Genomic DNA, 18,194 nt, shown 5'->3' with positions numbered 1-18,194 from the left:
AGTCGATCCGCCGTGACCGTACGGGCCCCCGCGAAGGTCAACCTCCACCTCGCGGTCGGGGCGCCCGAGGACGACGGCTACCACCCGCTGGCGACGGTGTTCCAGGCCGTCGGGCTGTTCGACGAGGTGACGGCGTCGCGCGCCCCCGGCGGGACGTTCACCGTCGAGGTCACCGGCACCGACGCCTCCCGCGTGCCGGAGGACCACTCGAACCTCGCCGTGCGGGCCGCCCGGGCCGTCGCGCGCACGGCGGGCCCGGACGACGAGCCCGGCCTCGGCGTGCACCTCCACATCCGCAAGCAGATCCCCGTCGCCGGGGGCATGGCGGGCGGGTCCGCGGACGCCGCCGCCGCGCTCGTCGCGTGCGACGCGCTGTGGGGCCTCGACCTGCCGCGCGACCAGCTCGCCGACCTGGGGGCGGAGATCGGCGCAGACGTGCCGTTCCTCCTCCTCGGCGGCACGGCGGTCGGTCTCGGTCACGGCGACCGGCTGACCCCGGCGCTGTCCCGCGGCAGCTGGAGCTGGGTGCTGCTCGTGTCGTCGCAGGAGCTGTCGACCCCCGCCGTGTACGGCGAGCTCGATCGGCTGCGGCGCGGTCGGGCCGTCGTCGAGCCGCGCGTGTCCGACCCGCTCATGCAGGCGCTGCGCTCCGGGGACCCCGCGGCCCTCGGGGCGAGCCTGCACAACGACCTGCAGCACGCGGCCGTGTCGCTGCTGCCCGAGCTCGACCACACCCTCGAGTACGTCGCGGCCGCCGCACCCACCGGCTACCTCGTGAGCGGGTCGGGCCCGACCGTCGCCGTGCTCGCGGAGGACGAACAGCACGCCGCGGAGCTCGCGGTCGCGCTCGCCGACGCACCGGGCGTCAGCCGGGTCCTGCGCGCGAGCGCGCCCGTGCCGGGCTGCCGGGTCGTCGAGACCGGGGTCCGCGGGGCCGTGTGAGCCGCCCTCGGTGGCTCGTTCAGCGGGGGCCCGCTGTCACGGCCCGAGACCTGCGTCGAGCGTGCCGTCCGCCTCGAACCGGCCGGCCAGCTCGGCGCGGGTCCGGTAGCCCCGCTTCCGGAACACGTTGCCGAGGTGGTACTCGACGGTCTTGACGCTGAGGAACATGGCGGCCGCGACCTCGCGGTTGGTGAGGCCCGTCGCCACGTGCAGCGCGACCTGGGTCTCCTGAGCCGTGAGCGGCTCACGCGTCCCACCGTCCCGTCGCTCGCGCGTCGCTCCCGTGGCGGCGAGCTCGCGCTCCGCGCGCCGCAGCCACAGCGTCAGGTCGAGCGCCCCGAGTCGGTGCACCGCCCGTTCGAGCGGGATCCGTGCCTCCCGACGGCGGCCCTGCCGTCGCAGCCACTGCCCGCGCAGCAGGCGGGTCCGGGCGACCTCGAACGGCGCCTGCGCGCGCAGCCACCCGTCCTCGGCGGCGTCGAGGTGCGCGCAGGGGTCCGCGCCGGTCGCGATGTCGAACTGGGCCAGCGTGCGCGCGACGTCGGCCTCCCGCGCGGGCGTCCGGGGGTGCGGGGTGGCGGCATCGAGGCGCAGGGCGAGGTCCCGCGCCTCCCGTGTGCGCCCGAGCACGAGATACGCCTCGACGAGCATCGGTGCGACGCCGAGCGGCTCGCCGAGCGGACCCACGCCGCCGTCGACCTCGAGGCGCGCCTCGAGCAGGGCCACCGCCTCACCGGGCTCGTCCCGACACAGCGCGCAGTACGCCGCGACCAGCGCCTGGTTGGCCGCCACGGCGCTGGTGCCCGCTCGGTCGGACAGCTCGCGGGCCCTCGTCAGGGCATCCCGCGCGGCGTCGTGCAGGCCGCGACTGGCTGCCTGCCACGCCAGCATCTCCACGGCCACGTGGACGCCGGGCGCGAAGCCGAGCCGGGTCGCGAGCTCGACCGCCTCCCCGGCGTAGGCGTACGCGCGCCGGTGGTCACCGGTCTGGGCGTGGGCGGCTGCAGTCAGTGCGAGCATCGGCACGAGCACGCCCGCGGCACCGCGCCTGCGCGCGTCGGCGATGCGTCGTTCCGCCTCGGGCAGGACCTCCGGCACCATCCCGAGCAGGCTCGCCGTGTACCCGACGACGCCGAAGTGTCGTGGGTCGTCTGCGAGGGCTGGCTCGTTCCGCTCTGCCAGCACGCGCGATAGCAGCCCGTGGCTCTCGACGACGTCGCCCGCCAGCGCGGCCGCGAAGCCGCGGAGGAAGCGGAGCAGGTGCCCCTCGACCGGGTCGTCACCGTCGGCGCACTCCGCCAGGCGAGCGGCGCAGCGTCGCGGCGCGTCCAAGTCGTCGAGCCGGAACCGGACGAGCGCGAGCGCCGTCAGCGCCCACGCCCTGTCGCGCCCGCGCGCGCGCTCGGCCGCGCGGTCGAGGAGGTCGGCCGCCCGCGGCACGGACCCGTGCAGCTCCTCGAGGGTGCCGAGGGTGAGCAGGACGCGTCCCGCCGTCGCCTCGTCCGCGGCACCACCGAGCGCCTTGCCTGCGAGACGTGCCACCGCGGCCGAGTCCCCGGCCGCGAAGGCGGCCTCGACCGCCGCGGCCGTACGACGGGCGGCGACCGCCGGGTCAGGCGTCAGCGCGGCCGCCTGCTCCCACGTCGCGGCAGCGGAGGCGTGGCCGCGGCGTCGTCCGAGCTCCTCCGCGGCGTCGGCGAGGGCGGCCGCGACGGGCTCGGACGGCAGGACCGTGGCGCGGCCGAGGTGCCAGGCCCGCCGGACTGCGCCTCCCGCGGCGGCGACGTCGACGGCCTCGGCGAGCGCCGCGTGTGCCGTTCGGCGCTCCGAGGCGCCGGCGCGCGCGAGCACGGCCTCACGCACCAGGGGATGCCGGAAGGCCCACTGCGGACCGCCCGTGAGCACGTCGGCGTCCTCGCAGGCGGCGAGGACCGCGTCGGCGTCGAGACGGAACGCGTCGAGGCACCGGACGACCGCCGGAACGTCGCCCTCCGCGAGGGCGAGCAGGACGGCGGCGAGACGGGGTCCGGCCGGGAGCCGGTCGAAGGCGGCCCCGTAGCCGGCCGCGAGGTCGGCGCCGATCGGCAACGGGTCGGGCAGCGGCGACAGGCCCTGACGCTGCTCGTCGCTGAGCGACGCGACGACGTCGTGCAGTGCGAGCGGGTTGCCGCCACCAGCGGCGACGAGGCGCTCGACGACGCCGGGAGCCGTGTCGGCCGGCAGGGCCGCCGCGGCCTGCTCGACGGACAACCCCTCGAGCCGGAGGGTGGCACCGCCGACGCCGCGCCACTGGTCGTCCCAGCCGGGCCGTCCGGCCATGACGACAGCCAGGCGGTCCTCCAGCGCCCGCTCGGCGGCGAAGCGGACGGCGGCGGCCGACTCGTCGTCGAGCCACTGCGCGTCGTCGACCAGCAGCAGCACGGGCTGCTCCTCCGCAGCGGCGCCCAGCAGCGTGAGGGTCGCCGCCCCGACGAGGAACGCGTCGGACGCCGCAGGCGGACCCCAGCCGAGCGCAGCGGCCAGCGCCGCCCGCTGCGACTCCGGCACGCGAGCCAGGAGAGCGGACACGGGCCGGAGCAGTCCGTGCAGCGCGGCGTGGGCCACCACCTGCTCGCTCGGGAGCCCGCGGACCCGCAGGCTGCGGAGGTCGGGGGCGCCGTCCTCGACCAGCCGCAAGAACGTGCTCTTGCCGACGCCGGGCTGTCCGGTCACCCGCACGAGCCCGGCGCGGCCCGAGCGGGCGGCGTCGACGACGTCCGCGACCACCGCCAGCTGCTCCTCGCGGCCCACGACCCGCAGCGGGCGCTCACCCACGGCGCGGACGCTACGCCGTCGCGGCGACGGTGTCGCGGAGCGCGGCGGCGGCCCGAGCCCGGGGATCTCCCCGAGGCGGTGCGGCGGTGCGCGGCGCGAACGTCTCCGCATGGACACCGTCTCCCCACCCACCATGACCTCGACCTCCCGGGACCGCCGGGAACGCGCCCGCCGGACCTGCGTCCGGCTGCTCGGCGCCGTCGTCTCCGGTGCCGCTCCCGCCGCCCTCGCCCTCGGCGCCCCGCTGGACGTGCGCGCCGTCGCGCGTGCCTTCCGGTCCGGTCCGGAGACCCCCAGCACGCACGGGAGGCGGCCGTGACCGCGACTCCGGACCGAGCGCCCGCCCCGGTCGCGCCCGGCGGGGAGTCCGGTCCGCCGAACGCCTCGAGGCAGCCCCGCCGGGCCCCCGTCCGGGGTGCTCGACCGCTGCCACCCGGGGGGCGTGCACGCCGACGGCTCCTCGCAGCCGGCGCGACGCTGCCGGCCGTCGGGCTCGCTGCCATCCTGCTCTGGCGGCCCGGCGCCCCGCGCAACACCTTCGACCACAGCCTGCTCGTGCCCGTCCGCGAGGCGGTGTGGGCGAGTGGAGTCGTCGACGGCCTCCTCACCGCGCTCGCGCTCGCGGCGTTCGCTCTCGCCGGGTGCGTGCTCGTGCGCGGACGAGGGCGAGCGTGGGTCGACGGTGGCGCTGTCCTGCTACTCGTCGGCGCGCCGCTCGCGGCGTCGGGACCCTTCGCGTTCGGTGTCCTCGTCTGGTACGCCGGTGACCCTGCGTTCTCGGGGTCCGCCACGACGCTGCTCGAGACGGTGCGGGCCGACATCGGTCCGCTCTACGGCCCGGTGGCGGCGGGAACGGTGCTCGCCGGCCTCGGCACGCTCGCAGTCTGCGTAGGGCTGTGGCGGGCGGACCGCGTCGGTCGAGTACTGCCCGTAGCGCTCGCCGTCACCACGGTGCTGGTCTTCGCCGTCCCCAGCGGACGCCTCACCGACGTCGTGCAGGCCCTGCAGCTGCTCCTCGTCGCCGCGGTCGGGGCCACGCTCCTCGGCGTCCGGGAGGAGAGATGGTGAGCACCGCCCCGGAGGTGCGGGGCGTGGACCACGTCAGCCTGACCGTCACCGATCTGTCGAGGAGCGAAGCCTTCTGGTGCGGTGTCGTCGGGCTCGTCGTGGTGCTCGAGCACGAGCAGGGTCTCGTGTGCATGGCCCGGCGCGGTGGCCTCACCCTCGGCCTCGTGCGCCACGAACCGCGACCGGGCGACCGCTTCAGCCATCTGCGGCCGGGCCTCGACCACCTTGGATTCACGGTGCGCGATGTCACGGAGCTGAGGGCGTGGGAGGCGAGGCTGGTCGCGTGCGGCGTCCCGCACACGCCGGTCACGGACGGCGGTCTCGGCTACCACCTCAACGCCCGGGACCCGGACGACATCGCCCTCGAGTGGTACTCGGCGAAGGAGCCGTACACCACGGCGCTCGCCGACCTGCGACGCCGTGAGCACAGCGACTCAGAGATCCGCTCGCGTGCGGCGGGGCTGGTGGGTGCCGAGCTGGTGGCGCGACGTCCCGAGCCCGTGTGAGAGGTGGCCGCTCCTGCGGCTGCGTGGCAACGCGTAGCGTCTCCCCGCGATGGCCAACCTCGTCAACTGCACCGGCGTCCACGTCGCCCTGCCCGACCGCGTCCTCCTCGACGACGTGTCCCTCGGGGTCGACGACGGCGACCGGGTCGGCGTCGTCGGCCGCAACGGCGGAGGCAAGTCCACGCTGCTGCGGGTCCTCGCCGGGCGCCTCGAGCCCGACGCCGGCCGGGTCGCGGTCCGCAGCGGCACGCACGTCGGCATGCTCGACCAGCGTGACGCACCCTCCGGGGCCACGGTCGCCGAGACGGTCCTCGGGGACCTCGCGGCGCACGAGTGGGCCGGCGACGCCCGCGTCCGGGACGTCGTCGGCGGGCTGCTCGGGGACCTCGAGGGCAACGGCGTCGGCGGGCTCGACGCCGCGACCGACGCGCTCTCCGGCGGGCAGCTGCGCCGGGTCGCCCTCGCCCGCGTGCTCGTCGCCGACCCCGACGTGCTCCTCCTCGACGAGCCCACCAACCACCTCGACGTCGACGGCGTCGCGTGGCTCGCCGACCACCTGCGAGCCCGGTCGGCGACCGGGCGCGGCGCGCTCGTCGTCGTCACCCACGACCGGTGGTTCCTCGACGCCGTCGTCGAGCGGACGTGGGAGGTCCACGACGGCGAGGTGGACGCCTACGAGGGCGGCTACGCGGCGTGGGTGCTCGCGCGCGCCGAGCGGCAGCGCGTCGCCGCCGTCACCCAGGAGCGGCGGCAGAACCTCGTCCGCAAGGAGCTCGCGTGGCTGCGCCGCGGGGCGCCGGCGCGCACGAGCAAGCCGAAGTTCCGCCTCGACGCCGCCGCCGCCCTCATCGACGACGAGCCCCCGCCGCGCGACAGCGTCGCGCTGCAGCGGCTCGCGGCCGCGCGGCTCGGGAAGGACGTCATCGACCTCGAGGACGTCCGCGTCGAGCACCCGCGCGGCGGCCCGCCCCTGCTGCAGCACGTGACGTGGCGGCTCGCGCCGGGGGAGCGCTACGGCGTCGTCGGGGCCAACGGTGCCGGCAAGACGACCCTCCTGCGGCTGCTCACCGGCGAGCAGGCGCCCGACGCGGGGCGGGTGAAGCGCGGGAAGACCGTCGAGGTCGCGGTGCTGAGCCAGGACCTCCACGAGCTCGACGTCGTCGCGCACCGCCGCGCCGTCGAGGCCGTCGCCGACGTCGCGCAGAGCACCGTCGTCGCGGGCAAGGAGATGACCGCGAGCCAGCTCGTCGAGCAGCTCGGCTTCCCGCGCGAGCGGCAGTGGACGCCGGTCGCGGAGCTGTCCGGCGGGGAACGGCGCCGCCTGCAGCTGCTCCGGCTCCTGCTCGAGCGGCCGAACGTCCTGCTGCTCGACGAGCCGACGAACGACCTCGACACCGACTCCCTCGCCGCCATGGAGGACGTCCTCGACTCCTTCGCGGGCACCCTCGTCGTCGTCAGCCACGACCGGTACCTCCTCGAGCGGCTGTCGGACCGGCAGGTCGGCCTGCTGGGCGACGGCACGTTCCGGGACCTGCCGCGCGGCGTCGAGGAGTACCTCGAGCGACGCGCCGCACCGGGCCAGGCTCCTGTGACGCCGGCGGGCGCGTCGTCGGCTGCGTCGTCGGCTGCGCCCGGGCTGTCGGCGGCGGACCTGCGCACCGCCCGCAAGGACCTCACCCGGCTGGAGCGTCGCCTCGAGCGGCTCACCGCCCAGGAGGAGGCGCTGCACACCGACCTCGTCGCCCACGCCACCGACCCGGACCGGGTCCTCGAGCTCGACGCCCGGCTGCGCGCCGTCGAGGCCGAACGCGCTCAGGTCGAGGCGGAGTGGCTGACGGTCGCGGAGGCGGTCGAGGGCTGAGGGGCTGCCGGTCGGCCGGCGCCGACCGCGGCGCGACGCCCGGCGAGCAGCAGGAGGCCCACCGCCACCGCCAGCAGGACCGTCCCCGCCGCGAGGACGGCGACGGGCAGTGCGGTCGGGATGCCGAGGTGGACCGTGATCCCGAGGATGCGCGACAGCCCGGCCGGCACGACCTGCAGCTCGTCGTTGAGGGCCGTCAGCGCGCGCTCCGTGCCCGCGAGCACGCCGAGCAGCCCGGGCCACACGAGCAGGCCGCCGGCGGCGGCCGCCGCGACGGCACCGGCCCCCCACCGGCCGGTCGTGGCCGCGAGCGCGGGCGCGAGCAGCACCCAGACGAGCACGACGACGAGGGCGACGACGTAGGCGGAGCGGGCGGTCGGGTCGAGCCAGAAACCCGTCCACGCGCCCACGGGCCCGCGCCACGCGACGGCGACGAGCAGCGGCACGACCCCGACGAGCTGCGGGCCGGCCACCGAGGCGACCACGAGCCCGGGGCTCGGCCAGGTCCGCGACCCGGGCGTGCGACCGGTGGCGTCCCAGCGCCGTCGGGCCACCGACATGAGCGCGGCCGTGCCGACACCGGCGAGCGCCGTCGTCACCGCGAGCGCCGTCCACAGCGGCGAGCTCCACGAGCCGAACGCGGCGTGGGCGCCCGTCACGACGGCGAGGGGCACCGCGAGGGTCGCGGCCCGCGTCGTGGGACCCGCCGCCCCCCACGTCGCGGGATCGAGCCGCCACGGCAGCAGGGCCGCCCGCCGCAGCGGACGCAGCAGCGCCACGGCGAGCCCCACGAGGACGAGCAGCAGGCGGGCGCCCCACACCGACGCGGTGCGGGCCTCGAGCCGGTCGAGGCCGCGGTCGGCGGCGGCGAGCTCGTAGGGCGGGAAGTCGAGGTCGCCCGTCCACCGCGTCTCGTGGGCGTCGGCGAGGACCCGGTAGCGCGCCGCCGCGGCCTCGGCGCGGGCGAGCGTGTCCGCCGACCCGGTCGCGAGGTGCTCGTGACGCAGGAGCATCGCCTCCCGGTAGGCGTCGAGGGTGACGAACAGGTCGCGCTCGTAGTCGAGGGAGCGCCGGAGCTGCGCGTGCTGGCGCGGGTCGCGGAACGTCGCCGGGTCGAGGGCGGCGACGTCGGCGCGCATGCCGTCGACGGTGGCGACGGCCCGGTCACCGGCGGCGAGCGCCTCCCCGACCCGGCCGCGAGACGACTGCGAGATCGCGGCCCACGTCGCGGTGTCCCCGCTCACGAGGTCCCACTTGAAGACCCACAGCATGGGCGGGGGCTCGAGCCCGAAGGCGCGGACCTCCTGCTCGGCGAACGTGCGGACGTACAGCCCGTCGAGGACGGCCGCGCGGGAGCGGGCGAGCACGCCGGACAGCGCGGCCACCGTCTCGGGTTCCTCGCTCCACGTGCGGCGCAGCCAGCCGCGCTCGAGGGCGTCGACGTCGGCCTGCGGGTCCCACGCGAGCTGCGCCGACGTCCACACCTGCAGGTCGTACGGCTCCCACCAGCCGGTCGTGAGGTACAGCGACATGGGCCCGGCGCGCTGCGGGCCGCCGCCCTGCGTCCACACCCACACCCCGTCGAGGCCGGCGTCGGCGGCGGCGACCTGCCGCAGCGCGGCGGCGTGGTCGCCGGTGGTGTCGTTCGGGAAGGCGGAGAACGCCTCGAACTCGCGCCGGGCCTGGATCTCGACGAGGCGGTCCTGGTCGCCTGCGAGCAGGGTCGGGTTGAGCGGCAGCCAGGAGTCGAAGTCACCCGCGACGAACTTCGTCGACACGACGACGTCGTCGAGGCTGCCGTCCCCGAGCACCCGCTCGTACGTGTCGGGGTTCGTGTGGAGGTCGCCGACCTCGCCGACCCCGACGCTCCAGCTGCGCAGGAACAGGTCGGCGTCGTGCGCGGCGGTGACGTCGCCGAACGTGTGGAGCATGGCGCGGACCTGCGCGTCGGTCGTCACCTCGAGCGCGGAGTAGTAGTCCCAGCCGTCGAGGTTGTAGACCGCGCCCGCCTCGCCGACGCGGATCATGAGCCCGTCGACGAACGGCATCTCGCGCAGGAGCTCGTCGAGGCCCGCGGCGTAGACGTCCCACAGCCGGACGGAGTCCGCGTCGAGCCCGCCCGGCTGCGCCTCGAGGTAGGCCTCGAGCGGCTCGGTGAGCGCGAGCATGTCCGTCACCATCACGACGTCCATGCCCATGGTGTCGGCGTACGCCCACATCGCGCCGACCTGTGCGCGCATCGCCTCCGCCCGCCCCACATACGGGCTGCCGGCCGGGTAGACCGCGTGCCCGTCGCCGACCCCGGCGAACGTCACGTACTCGAGGAAGCCGGGGACGACGACGCCGTCGTAGCCGTACGCCACCATCCGGTCGACGTACGCGCGCCACTGCGCGTCGACCCGGTCGAGGGCATTGGGGTCGAGCCACGGCTCGGCCGGGAGCACGGCCTCGCCGAGCGCCCCGGAGGCGTGGACGTAGTCGTCCTGCGCGGCGTAGGCGGCGGGGTCGGGGACGACGCCGACGGCGCCGGTGTCGACGAAGCGGCGGTCGAGCGCCGGCGCCACCCGCGTCGGTCCCGGCGCGACGTCGGCGAGGTCCTCGCCCGCCGCGAACCGGTCGGCGAGCCGGAACATCGCCTGCGCGAGGCCGCGGCGGTCGGGTGCGGCGAGCGCGACCGTCGAGCCGTCGCGGGCGACGGTGTGCACCGCGGGGTCGGCGCCGTCGGGGACCTCGCCCTCGAGCGCGAGCGTCACCGTCGCGTCGGCGCGCGCCCCAGCGGCGGCGGTCGTGCCGGCGGTCGTGCCGTCCCGGTCCTCGATCGCCGTGGCGAGTGCGGTGCGCGCGAGGGTGAGGAGCGGGTCGTCCTCGTGGCCGGCCGGCAGCGGCGCGACGGCGACGGTGCCGAGCGGCGCGACGGGCTCGACGTCGAGCGGGCTGCGGGCCGCCGCGACGAGCGGGTCCTTGTCGGCGAAGGAGACCGCGAGGAAGCGGTCCACCCCCGCCGCGGCGACTACGCCGACGACGAGCGCGACCGCGACGACGGCCGCCGCCGCCCGCGCACCACCCCCACCGCGCATCCCGGACATCGTGACCCCCTCCGCTGACAGTGTCCACGACGAGCCGGTGCTGTGGGCGCTCGTCCACGCGTGAGCGGCCACGGAGGTGGTGGAGGGGCGGGTCCTCGCGGTGTGTGAGGTGCTGCGGTCGGGCACGCCGCGACGACCTGCCCGATCGGCGGTTCCGCTGCGGGGGAGGCGGTCAGGGGCCACACTGCTGCTGGACCAGGAGGTCAGCCATGATGCTCGCCGGCGACGAAGGCAGGGCCTGGTACGCGGTGCGGACCGTGTGCCGGGCGGGTGGTGAGGGCGCGGCGCTCGAGGAGCGCATCACGCTGTGGGTGGCCTCGAGCGAGCAGGAGGCCGCCCGGATGGCCGAGCGCGACGCCGGCCGCTACGTCGAGGAGCACCACGGCGGCGAGGTGTCGGTCCTCCAGGTCGCGCGGCTGTTCGAGGAGCCCGGTCACGGCACCGAGGTGTTCTCCCGGAGGCTCCCGGTCGAGCCGCGGGGCGCGTCGGCGCCCGGTCCGGTCGCCGCGGACCGCTAGGCCCTCAGCGCTCGAACGGCCTCACGAGGGCGCGGAGCAGGTCGGCGAGCCGCTCCCGGTCGCGCCGGGGCATCCCGTCGAGGAACGAGCGCTCGCGCTCGAGCAGCGACGCCATCGCGGCGTCGACGAGCTCCCGTCCCGCCTCGGTGAGCCCGACGAGGACGAGCCGTCGGTCGGAGGGGTCCGAGCCACGCTCGACGAGCCCCCGGGCGGTCAGCCGGTCGATGCGGGTCGTCATCGTCCCGCTCGTCACGAGGGTCTGCGGCAGCAGCTGCGACGGCGTGAGGCGGTGCGGCGGCCCCGCGCGCCGCAGCGCGGCGAGGACGTCGAACTCCCAGCGCTCGAGGCCGTGGGCGTCGAAGGTCGAGGCGCGCGCGCGGTCGAGGTGGTGGGCGAGGCGCGACACCCGCGACAGCACCTCGAGCGGGGCGACGTCGAGGTCGGGGCGCACCCGGCGCCACGCCGCGACGACACGGTCGACCTCGTCCGCGCCGCCCCCGCGCTCGTCGGTCGTCCCCGCCATGCGGGCCAACCTAGCCGCCGGGCCGGCCGCCGGGTCAGCGCCGACGCGTGAGCCGCGGCTTCGGTTCGAGCCCGGACAGGCCGTTCCACGCGAGGTTGACGAGGTGGGCGGCGACCTCCGCCTTCTTCGGGCGGCGGGAGTCCAGCCACCACTGGCCCGTCATCGCGACCATGCCGACGAGCATCTGCGCGTACATCGGGGCGGTCCTGCGGTCGAGGCCCCGGGCGGCGAAGGCGTCGACGAGGACGTGCTCGACCTGGGTGGCGGTGTCCCCGAGCAGCGAGGAGAACGTCCCGGTGGACTGCGCGACGGGGGAGTCCCGCACGAGGATGCGGAAGCCGTCGGGGTGCTGCTCGATGTAGTCGAGGAGCGCGAGCGCCGCGCCCTCCAGGAGCACGCGCGGCCGGGCGTCGGCGACGAGCTGGGACGTGATGAGCCCGAGCAGCTGCTGGACCTCCCGGTCGACGACGACGGCGTAGAGGCCCTCCTTGCCGCCGAAGTGCTCGTACACCACGGGCTTGGAGACCTTGGCCGCCGCGGCGATCTCCTCGACGGTCGTGCCCTCGACCCCGCGCTCGGCGAACAGACGGCGCCCGATGTCGACGAGCTGCTCACGGCGCTGGCTTCCCGTCATGCGGGAGCGACGCGAGACGCGCGCCCGACCGGTGTCGCCGGACAGCACGAGCCGCGCCGGGTCGACGGCCTGCTCGTCGACGCCGACGTCCGCGGTCTCCGACCGTCGTGCGTCCTGCTCCACGGGCTCCAGTGTGCCGGTTGCACTCGAGGCCCCCCGACAGCCGTGCCTCAGAGCAGCGCCGCCGCGCGCTGGAAGGCGGCCAGATCCCCCAGGCGACTCCGGAGGATCTCGACCACACGGCGGTCCTCGACACGGGCGTAGCCGTGGACCAGGAGGTTCCTGAAGCCGGCCATGTCGGCGAGGGTCGCGGCGAGTCCGTCGTCGAGCAGTCCCGCTTCCGCGAGCACCGCGAAGGCGTCCGCGTAGGTCGAGGGCGAGCGCAGCCCGGCCCGCGCGACGACGTGGTGACACACGTCGATGCAGACCTCGATCGCGACGACGAATCCGTACTTCACCGACTTGAGCCTGTCGACGTCGCCGAGCAGCACGTCCGGTTCGACAGCGGCGAGTCGCTCGAGGTCGGCACGCTCGGCGGTAAGCCTGTCGAGCAGCCCGGCGAGGACCGCCGGGTCGGCGACGTTCACCTGTCGCCGCGCGCGTGGGCGGCCAGCAGCTCGCGGTCGAGACGCTCGGCGACGATCTCGTAGTCGGCGGCGCTGGAGCGAGTCGTCGTCTCGTACCGGACGCGCATGTCGTCGTCGGAGACGAAGATCACTACGCCGTCCCGCAGGACCCGACCCTGCAGTCGCAGGGGTGCGTCGTCCAGCACGACGAGCGGGGAGACGTCGAGTCGCACCGCGCGTGAGAGAGCCCCTGCCAGTCGAAGCGACAGGTCGAGTCGGTCATGCGGCGGGACGGTCCCGTCGAGCAGGACGGCGACGTCGGCGTCGCTGTCGGGGCGCTCGTCACCCCTGGCGCGGGACCCGAAGAGGTAGGCGGCGGCGACCGGTTCGCCGGTGAAGACCGCCGTCGCGGCCTCGCGAAGCATGGTCAGGTCCACGGGGCAAGGCTAGCCACGGCACACTGGCCCGGCCGGTGCCCGCGCCGGTGGTCCGCCCTGGTGTAACGGCAGCACGCAGGCCTTTGGAGCCTCGCGGTCCCGGTTCGAATCCGGGGGGCGGAGCGGGCGGCGGCCGGGCCGTCCGGTGGCCGATAGAGTCGCCGTGTCCCCGACCGCCCCACCTGGGAGGCCTCGCCGTGCCCGAAGCAGCACCGGCCGCCGCGCTCGTCGTCCTCGCCGCCGGTCAGGGCACGCGGATGCGCTCGCGGACCCCGAAGGTCATGCACCGCGTCGGCGGGCGCAGCCTGCTCGGCCACGCGCTCGCCGCCGCCGCCCCGCTCGCCGGGACGGTCGCGGTCGTCGTCCGGCACGAGCGCGAGGCCGTCGCCGGGCACGTCGGGGAGCTCGCGACCGCCCTCGACCGCGACCTCGTCGTCGCCGACCAGGACGAGGTCCCCGGCACAGGGCGCGCGTTGTGGTGCGGCGTGCAGGCGCTCGACGCCGCTCGTGAGGCCGCGGGGCTGCCGCGGCTGACCGGTCGGGTGCTCGTCACCTCCGGCGACGTGCCCCTCGTCACGACCGTCAGCCTGAGGGCCCTGCTCGACGCCGATCCGGGCGCCGCCGTCGCCGTCATGACCGCCGTCCTCGACGACCCGACCGGGTACGGCCGGGTCCTGCGCGACGGCGACGGGGCCGTCACCGGCATCGTGGAGCACAAGGACGCGAGCGACGACCAGCGGGCCGTCCGCGAGGTCAACGGCGGCATCTGGGCGATCGACCTCGACCTGTGCCGGGAGGTCCTCCCGGCGCTCGGCAGCGCCAACGCGCAGGGCGAGCAGTACCTCACCGACGTCGTCGGCGAGGCCCGCAGCCGCGGTCTCGGCGTCGTCGGCGTGCCCGTCGCGGACCCTCACGAGGTCGACGGCGTCAACGACCGCGTCCAGCTCGCCGCCGTGGGCGCGCTCCTCAACCGCCGCACGCTCGAGGTGCACATGCGCGCCGGTGTCACCGTCGTCGACCCCGCCACCACGTGGGTCGACACCGACGTCGTCCTCGAGCAGGACGTCACCCTCCTGCCCGGCACCCAGCTGCACGACGGCACCGTCGTGCGCGCCGGCGCCACCGTCGGCCCGGACACGACGCTCAGCGCGTGCGAGGTCGGGGAGGGCGCGAGCGTCGTCCGCAGCCACGGCAGCGGCGCGGTGCTCGGGGCCGGCGCGACGATCGGGCCGTTCGCCTACCTCCGCCCCGGCACCGACCTGGGAGAGCGGGGCAAGCTCGGGGCGTTCGTCGAGACGAAGAACGCGCAGATCGGCGCCAGGTCGAAGGTGCCGCACCTGTCGTACGTCGGCGACGCGACGATCGGCGAGGGCTCGAACATCGGGTGCGCGACGGTCTTCGTCAACTACGACGGCGTGACCAAGCACCGCACGACGGTCGGGGACCACGTCCGCATCGGCTCCGACACGATGCTCGTCGCGCCGGTGACCGTCGGGGACGGCGCCTACACCGCCGCGAGCACGATCGTCCGCAAGGACGTCCCGCCCGGGGCGCTCGCCATGACGGTGGCGCCGCAACGCAACGTCGAGGGCTGGGTGGAGCAGAAGCGACCCGGCAGCGCGGCGGCCGACGCCGCGGCCCGCGCCACCCGTTCCGGCGACCAGGGAGACCAGCGGTGAAGCCGATCATCAGCACGCCGGAGAAGCGCCTCGTCCTCGTGAGCGGGCGGGCGCACCCGTCGCTGGCGAAGGAGGTCGCCGAGCACCTCGGCGCCGACGTCGTGAGCACGACGGCGTACGACTTCGCCAACGGCGAGATCTACGTCCGCTTCGCCGAGAGCGTCCGCGGCTGCGACGTGTTCGTCCTCCAGTCCCACACCGCGCCGATCAACCAGTGGCTCATGGAGCACCTGCTCATGGTCGACGCCCTCAAGCGCGCCTCCGCGAAGCGGGTCACCGTCGTCGCACCGTTCTTCGGCTACTCCCGGCAGGACAAGAAGCACCGCGGCCGGGAGCCCATCAGCGCCCGTCTCGTCGCCGACCTGTTCTCCACCGCCGGCGCCGACCGCCTCATCAGCGTCGACCTGCACGCCGCCCAGATCCAGGGCTTCTTCGACGGCCCGGTCGACCACCTGTGGGCGCTGCCGGTGCTCGCGGACTACGTGACGACGCGCGTGGACCGGCAGTCGCTGACGATCGTGAGCCCCGACATGGGCCGGGTCCGCACCGCCGACGTGTGGTCGGACCGGCTCGGCGCCCCGCTCGCGATCATCCACAAGCGCCGCGACCCGAGCGTGCCGAACAAGGTGCAGGTCCACGAGATCGTCGGCGCCGAGCACGTCGAGGGCCGCCACTGCCTCCTCATCGACGACATGATCGACACGGCGGGCACCATCGTGCAGGCGGCGGAGGCGCTCAAGGCGAACGGTGCGGCGAGCATCATCGTCGCGGCGACGCACGCGATCCTGTCCGGCCCGGCGGTGTCGCGGCTGTCGAACTCGCCGATCGACGAGGTCGTCGTCACCAACACGCTGCCCATCACCGCGGACAAGCAGTTCTCGCGGCTCACGGTGCTGTCCATCGCACCCCTGCTCGCCCGCGCGATCCGGGAGATCTTCGACGACGGGTCGGTGACGTCCCTGTTCGAGCCGCACGGGGGCTGAGCGGGCTTACTCGGCCCGGACCCCGCCGGCCCCGGTCGTCGCGGCGCTCGTCGCGTCGACGGGACCGCCGGAGCGGTCGACCAGCCGGGCCCGGTTGCGTTCCTCCGCGAGCCGCGTCCGCAGTGCAACGGCCATCGAGTAGAGACGCCGCCGAGCCGACCGCACGCCGCGCCCCGCCAGGTCTAGCAGCGTCGCTCGGGGACGGTGAACGAGGCGAGCGGGCACCGTGCTGAGACGCAGCGAGGCGGGGAGCCACTCGGCCTTCCTCCGTCGTGCCAGTACCAGCCTGGCCCCGGCGGTGGAGGGGAACTCGTTGGCGACGGCCCGTGCCGTCGCCCACACCCGGAAGGGGGCAGCCAGGGGCACGGTCCGATTTGCCGCGCCCTGCCCCACCTCCCACGGGAACGTCGACCAGGCGCGCACCTCGTCTCGGGTCGGCCGGTCCCAGAACTGTCTGAGCACGGCTACGAGCGGGTCCAGTACGTCGACGTGCCGTGAGTCGAGCAAGCCGCACTCGTCGGCGTCGAGGTAGGCATCCAGGTAGGAGTCGAGGGTGTCCCAGAGCAGCGGAAGCCCCCACTCGGCGGTGAGCTTTTCGCGGGCGGCGCCGAAGACCGGCTCCACCGCGCCATCGGGCCTGCGGGCGTAGTCGACAAGGGTGCCATGGTCACCCGAGCAGAAGATCTCGATCAGCGTGAAGTAGGTGTGCGGCAACGCCACGCCCGCGGGTCCCGCGTGGGGGGACAGGCCGCGGACGGCGTCCCGATCCGCGGGACGCGGCGCGAGGCGGCTGTCGAGGAGGAACGCCTCGCGGTGATGACGCCACTGGCTGAGGCTTTCCTCGAGACCGAGGAACAGGCCGTGCGCCAGTGTCGACCGGCGCTCGCTCTGCAACTCCAGGAGAACGTCGTGCTGCGTGCCGCGCCAGCCGACGTCGACGAACCCGTGAGGCACGTCGTCGAAGAGGCCGACCTGCTCCAGGTACTCGACGACGTCCTGCTTGTTCCGCTCGGCCGCCCGAGCCAAGGTGCCGTCGGCGTCGACCTCGCTGAAGATCTTGAAGAGCTCGGTGCGCTGCGTCGTCGAGCTCCACTTGTCGTGGTCGCCGCCCGAACGACCGACCAGGGCCTGCACCTCCTGCTCTTCCAGGCCTATCCGCCGCAGCAGCTCGATTCCACTGACCCCGTCGGACGACAGACCGACGAGGCTGTGCCACGCCTGGGGGTGGCGCGAGGGCGATGCCACGACGCGATTCCACACCAGCCGACTCGCGTAGAGGTAGCGGAGCTCGGGCCCCCTCCCGCGTCGGTCCACTAGGCGCTGGGCGATGCGGAGGAGAACCTGCCCGTCCCGCGCGACGAAGTAGAGCCGCTGCAGACCGCGACGCTCCGCCTGCGCCAGGAGCCACTCGACGTAGGCGGTCAGCAGCGGCGACATGGCACCCGCCGCGACGTCGACCAGCGCACGTTGTCGGGCGTCCGCGGGAGCAGCATGCAGCCGAGCGAGGCGTGCCGAGCCGGCCATCACGGAGGTCACGCCGTCCGTCACGCGGCGGTGCTGCTCGAGCGTCTGCTCGTAGCGCGTTGGATTGCCGTCGGTGAGTCCTATGCCTCGCGCGCCCGCGCGGGCCGGGCCGCGGACGTCGTTACGCACGTCGTTGCCGTGATGGACCAGGTCGCTCGTTCGGACGCCGAGCGCATCGGCGACGGCCGGGAACAGCATGCCGGTGCGCTTGGTGGCGCCATGGGCATGGGAGACGAAAAGGGCGTCGCCGTCCGTGAAGAGGCCGTGGGTCCGTAGCTGGTCCTCGATGAAGCGTGCCGGCAGGTACATGTCACTGACGTAGACGACCCGGCCGGACGAGGCACGCTCCGCATCGACCATTCGCCGAGCCGCTGGCCATGTCCGCAGCAGCGACCTCTCCACCTCGAGCTCCAGTTCCGCGAGCCGCTGGCCGACCTCAGGCTCGAGCCGAAGGGCGTGGCACATCTCGGCGTAGATGCCCTCGAGCGAAGTGCGGTCCCCCGTCCATCGCAGGGCGCGCGCCTCGGCCCATTGGCGGGCTCGTCCGAAGGCGGCCGGTGAGCAGTCGAGCAGCCCTACCGAGGCGGCACGTCGTCCCACCACGTCGAAGACAGCCGCGGGAGGCGAGATCATGCGCACGAGCACGGTCTCGAAGACGTCGAAGGTCCGCACTTCCTCCTGTCGTGTCGGGGTACCGGTCCGGCCGCGGACCTCAACTCGCCGCAGACGCGGCACGAAGGTCTTCTGCACGTGATGATCCTGCTGCGAGTGCAGGGCCTGCGAGCGGTTTCAGGGCGAAAGGTCGTGAGCGGGTCCCGCTCCCGACGGCATGGTCGGCGCGCGTTCGGGTACTACGTGATCGACGTCTGCGGTAGCGGTGCATGCGAGCGGTGGACCTACCGCGGTGCGTGGGGCACTCTGGGTAGGTCGTGCTCGAGGAAGAGGCGTCGTGACCGCAAGGAGCAGCCCTTCCAGGAGGAACCGAATGCACGACCGAGACCGCGGCCGAGGGTGTGCGTGAGCGCCCCTCAGCACGAGATGTCGCGCGCTGAC

15 protein-coding genes and 1 tRNA gene are annotated in these 18,194 nt (G+C 75.1%); 9 read left to right on the top strand and 7 right to left on the bottom strand.

Annotated elements, in window-relative coordinates; all coding sequences use genetic code 11:
- Positions 1–12 precede the first annotated feature (12 nt).
- The gene (locus WAB14_RS15330) at positions 13–942 is read left to right on the top strand and encodes a 4-(cytidine 5'-diphospho)-2-C-methyl-D-erythritol kinase (protein ID WP_340271081.1); all 930 of its coding nucleotides are present in this window, start codon (positions 13–15) and stop codon (positions 940–942) included.
- Positions 943–978: 36 nt separating this feature from the next.
- Here the strand turns inward: WAB14_RS15330 and WAB14_RS15325 are convergent, their stop codons facing one another.
- A complete protein-coding gene (locus WAB14_RS15325; RefSeq protein WP_340271079.1) occupies positions 979–3,756 on the bottom strand; it encodes a helix-turn-helix transcriptional regulator in 2,778 nt (925 codons plus the stop codon).
- A 133-nt stretch (positions 3,757–3,889) separates the two neighbouring features.
- Between WAB14_RS15325 and WAB14_RS15320 the strand changes: the two genes are divergently transcribed.
- Genes WAB14_RS15320 through WAB14_RS15305 form a run of 4 tightly spaced genes read left to right on the top strand, consistent with a single transcriptional unit; the run spans position 3,890 to position 7,191 of the window.
- Positions 3,890–4,075, top strand: a complete 186-nt coding sequence (locus WAB14_RS15320; RefSeq protein ID WP_340271077.1) for a hypothetical protein — start codon at positions 3,890–3,892, stop codon at positions 4,073–4,075.
- Positions 4,072–4,824, top strand: a complete 753-nt coding sequence (locus WAB14_RS15315; protein ID WP_340271076.1) for a hypothetical protein — start codon at positions 4,072–4,074, stop codon at positions 4,822–4,824. The genes WAB14_RS15320 and WAB14_RS15315 overlap by 4 nt, the downstream gene beginning before the upstream one ends.
- Positions 4,821–5,330, top strand: a complete 510-nt coding sequence (locus tag WAB14_RS15310; protein ID WP_340271075.1) for a VOC family protein — start codon at positions 4,821–4,823, stop codon at positions 5,328–5,330. The genes WAB14_RS15315 and WAB14_RS15310 overlap by 4 nt, the downstream gene beginning before the upstream one ends.
- 49 nt (positions 5,331–5,379) lie before the next feature.
- Entirely contained in the window at positions 5,380–7,191 is a 1,812-nt protein-coding gene (locus WAB14_RS15305) for an ABC-F family ATP-binding cassette domain-containing protein (protein WP_340271073.1), read from the top strand.
- Here the strand turns inward: WAB14_RS15305 and WAB14_RS15300 are convergent.
- Entirely contained in the window at positions 7,143–10,268 is a 3,126-nt protein-coding gene (locus tag WAB14_RS15300) for a hypothetical protein (protein ID WP_340271072.1), read from the bottom strand. The two genes, WAB14_RS15305 and WAB14_RS15300, sit on opposite strands and share 49 nt — an antisense overlap.
- Before the next feature lie 218 nt (positions 10,269–10,486).
- Here WAB14_RS15300 and WAB14_RS15295 point away from each other — a divergent pair, with 218 nt between their 5' ends.
- Positions 10,487–10,795, top strand: coding sequence for a hypothetical protein (locus tag WAB14_RS15295; protein WP_340271071.1), 309 nt, complete (start codon positions 10,487–10,489; stop codon positions 10,793–10,795).
- Positions 10,796–10,799: 4 nt separating this feature from the next.
- Here WAB14_RS15295 and WAB14_RS15290 read toward each other — a convergent pair whose 3' ends face one another.
- The 4 genes from WAB14_RS15290 to mntA form a co-directional block, all read right to left on the bottom strand.
- On the bottom strand, positions 10,800–11,318 hold the full coding sequence (locus WAB14_RS15290) for a MarR family winged helix-turn-helix transcriptional regulator (protein WP_340271069.1): 519 nt from the start codon (positions 11,316–11,318) through the stop codon (positions 10,800–10,802).
- Between the two features lie 34 nt (positions 11,319–11,352).
- Positions 11,353–11,952 carry a TetR family transcriptional regulator gene (locus WAB14_RS15285; protein ID WP_340271191.1) on the bottom strand — a complete coding sequence of 200 codons (600 nt, stop codon included), beginning with the start codon at positions 11,950–11,952 and terminating at the stop codon, positions 11,353–11,355.
- A gap of 170 nt (positions 11,953–12,122) precedes the next feature.
- Complete coding sequence (gene hepT / locus WAB14_RS15280) at positions 12,123–12,539, bottom strand: type VII toxin-antitoxin system HepT family RNase toxin (protein ID WP_340271067.1); 417 nt, start codon at positions 12,537–12,539, stop codon at positions 12,123–12,125.
- Positions 12,536–12,955, bottom strand: coding sequence for a type VII toxin-antitoxin system MntA family adenylyltransferase antitoxin (gene mntA, locus WAB14_RS15275; RefSeq protein ID WP_340271065.1), 420 nt, complete (start codon positions 12,953–12,955; stop codon positions 12,536–12,538). The genes hepT and mntA overlap by 4 nt, the downstream gene beginning before the upstream one ends.
- Positions 12,956–13,006: 51 nt before the next feature.
- Between mntA and WAB14_RS15270 the strand changes: the two genes are divergently transcribed.
- The 3 genes from WAB14_RS15270 (at position 13,007) to WAB14_RS15260 (ending at position 15,617) form a co-directional block, all read left to right on the top strand.
- Positions 13,007–13,078: transfer RNA gene (locus WAB14_RS15270), tRNA-Gln, on the top strand.
- A gap of 74 nt (positions 13,079–13,152) precedes the next feature.
- Positions 13,153–14,634 (top strand): bifunctional UDP-N-acetylglucosamine diphosphorylase/glucosamine-1-phosphate N-acetyltransferase GlmU, encoded by a 1,482-nt coding sequence (glmU, locus tag WAB14_RS15265; RefSeq protein WP_340271064.1) that lies wholly within the window; start codon positions 13,153–13,155, stop codon positions 14,632–14,634.
- Positions 14,631–15,617, top strand: a complete 987-nt coding sequence (locus WAB14_RS15260; protein ID WP_340271063.1) for a ribose-phosphate diphosphokinase — start codon at positions 14,631–14,633, stop codon at positions 15,615–15,617. The genes glmU and WAB14_RS15260 overlap by 4 nt, the downstream gene beginning before the upstream one ends.
- A gap of 6 nt (positions 15,618–15,623) precedes the next feature.
- On the opposite strand, the gene WAB14_RS15255 is transcribed toward WAB14_RS15260, so the two are convergent.
- A complete protein-coding gene (locus WAB14_RS15255) occupies positions 15,624–17,891 on the bottom strand; it encodes a hypothetical protein (RefSeq protein ID WP_340271061.1) in 2,268 nt (755 codons plus the stop codon).
- Positions 17,892–18,194: the final 303 nt, after the last annotated feature.

This window comes from Aquipuribacter nitratireducens (assembly GCF_037860835.1).
In the GTDB taxonomy this organism is placed as follows: Bacteria; Actinomycetota; Actinomycetes; order Actinomycetales; family JBBAYJ01; genus Aquipuribacter; species Aquipuribacter nitratireducens.
Note: the sequence above shows the minus strand (reverse complement) of the source record. Positions and strands in the feature narration are given on the sequence as shown.

What these genes read in the sequence shown, in the direction of transcription:
- WAB14_RS15285 (WP_340271191.1), bottom strand. Translation starts at nt 11,952, where the DNA reads ATGACGGGAAGCCAGCGCCGTGAGCAGCTCGTCGACATCGGGCGCCGT.
- WAB14_RS15290 (WP_340271069.1), bottom strand. Translation starts at nt 11,318, where the DNA reads ATGGCGGGGACGACCGACGAGCGCGGGGGCGGCGCGGACGAGGTCGAC.
- WAB14_RS15320 (WP_340271077.1), top strand. Translation starts at nt 3,890, where the DNA reads ATGACCTCGACCTCCCGGGACCGCCGGGAACGCGCCCGCCGGACCTGC.
- WAB14_RS15295 (WP_340271071.1), top strand. Translation starts at nt 10,487, where the DNA reads ATGATGCTCGCCGGCGACGAAGGCAGGGCCTGGTACGCGGTGCGGACC.
- WAB14_RS15305 (WP_340271073.1), top strand. Translation starts at nt 5,380, where the DNA reads ATGGCCAACCTCGTCAACTGCACCGGCGTCCACGTCGCCCTGCCCGAC.
- WAB14_RS15300 (WP_340271072.1), bottom strand. Translation starts at nt 10,268, where the DNA reads ATGCGCGGTGGGGGTGGTGCGCGGGCGGCGGCGGCCGTCGTCGCGGTC.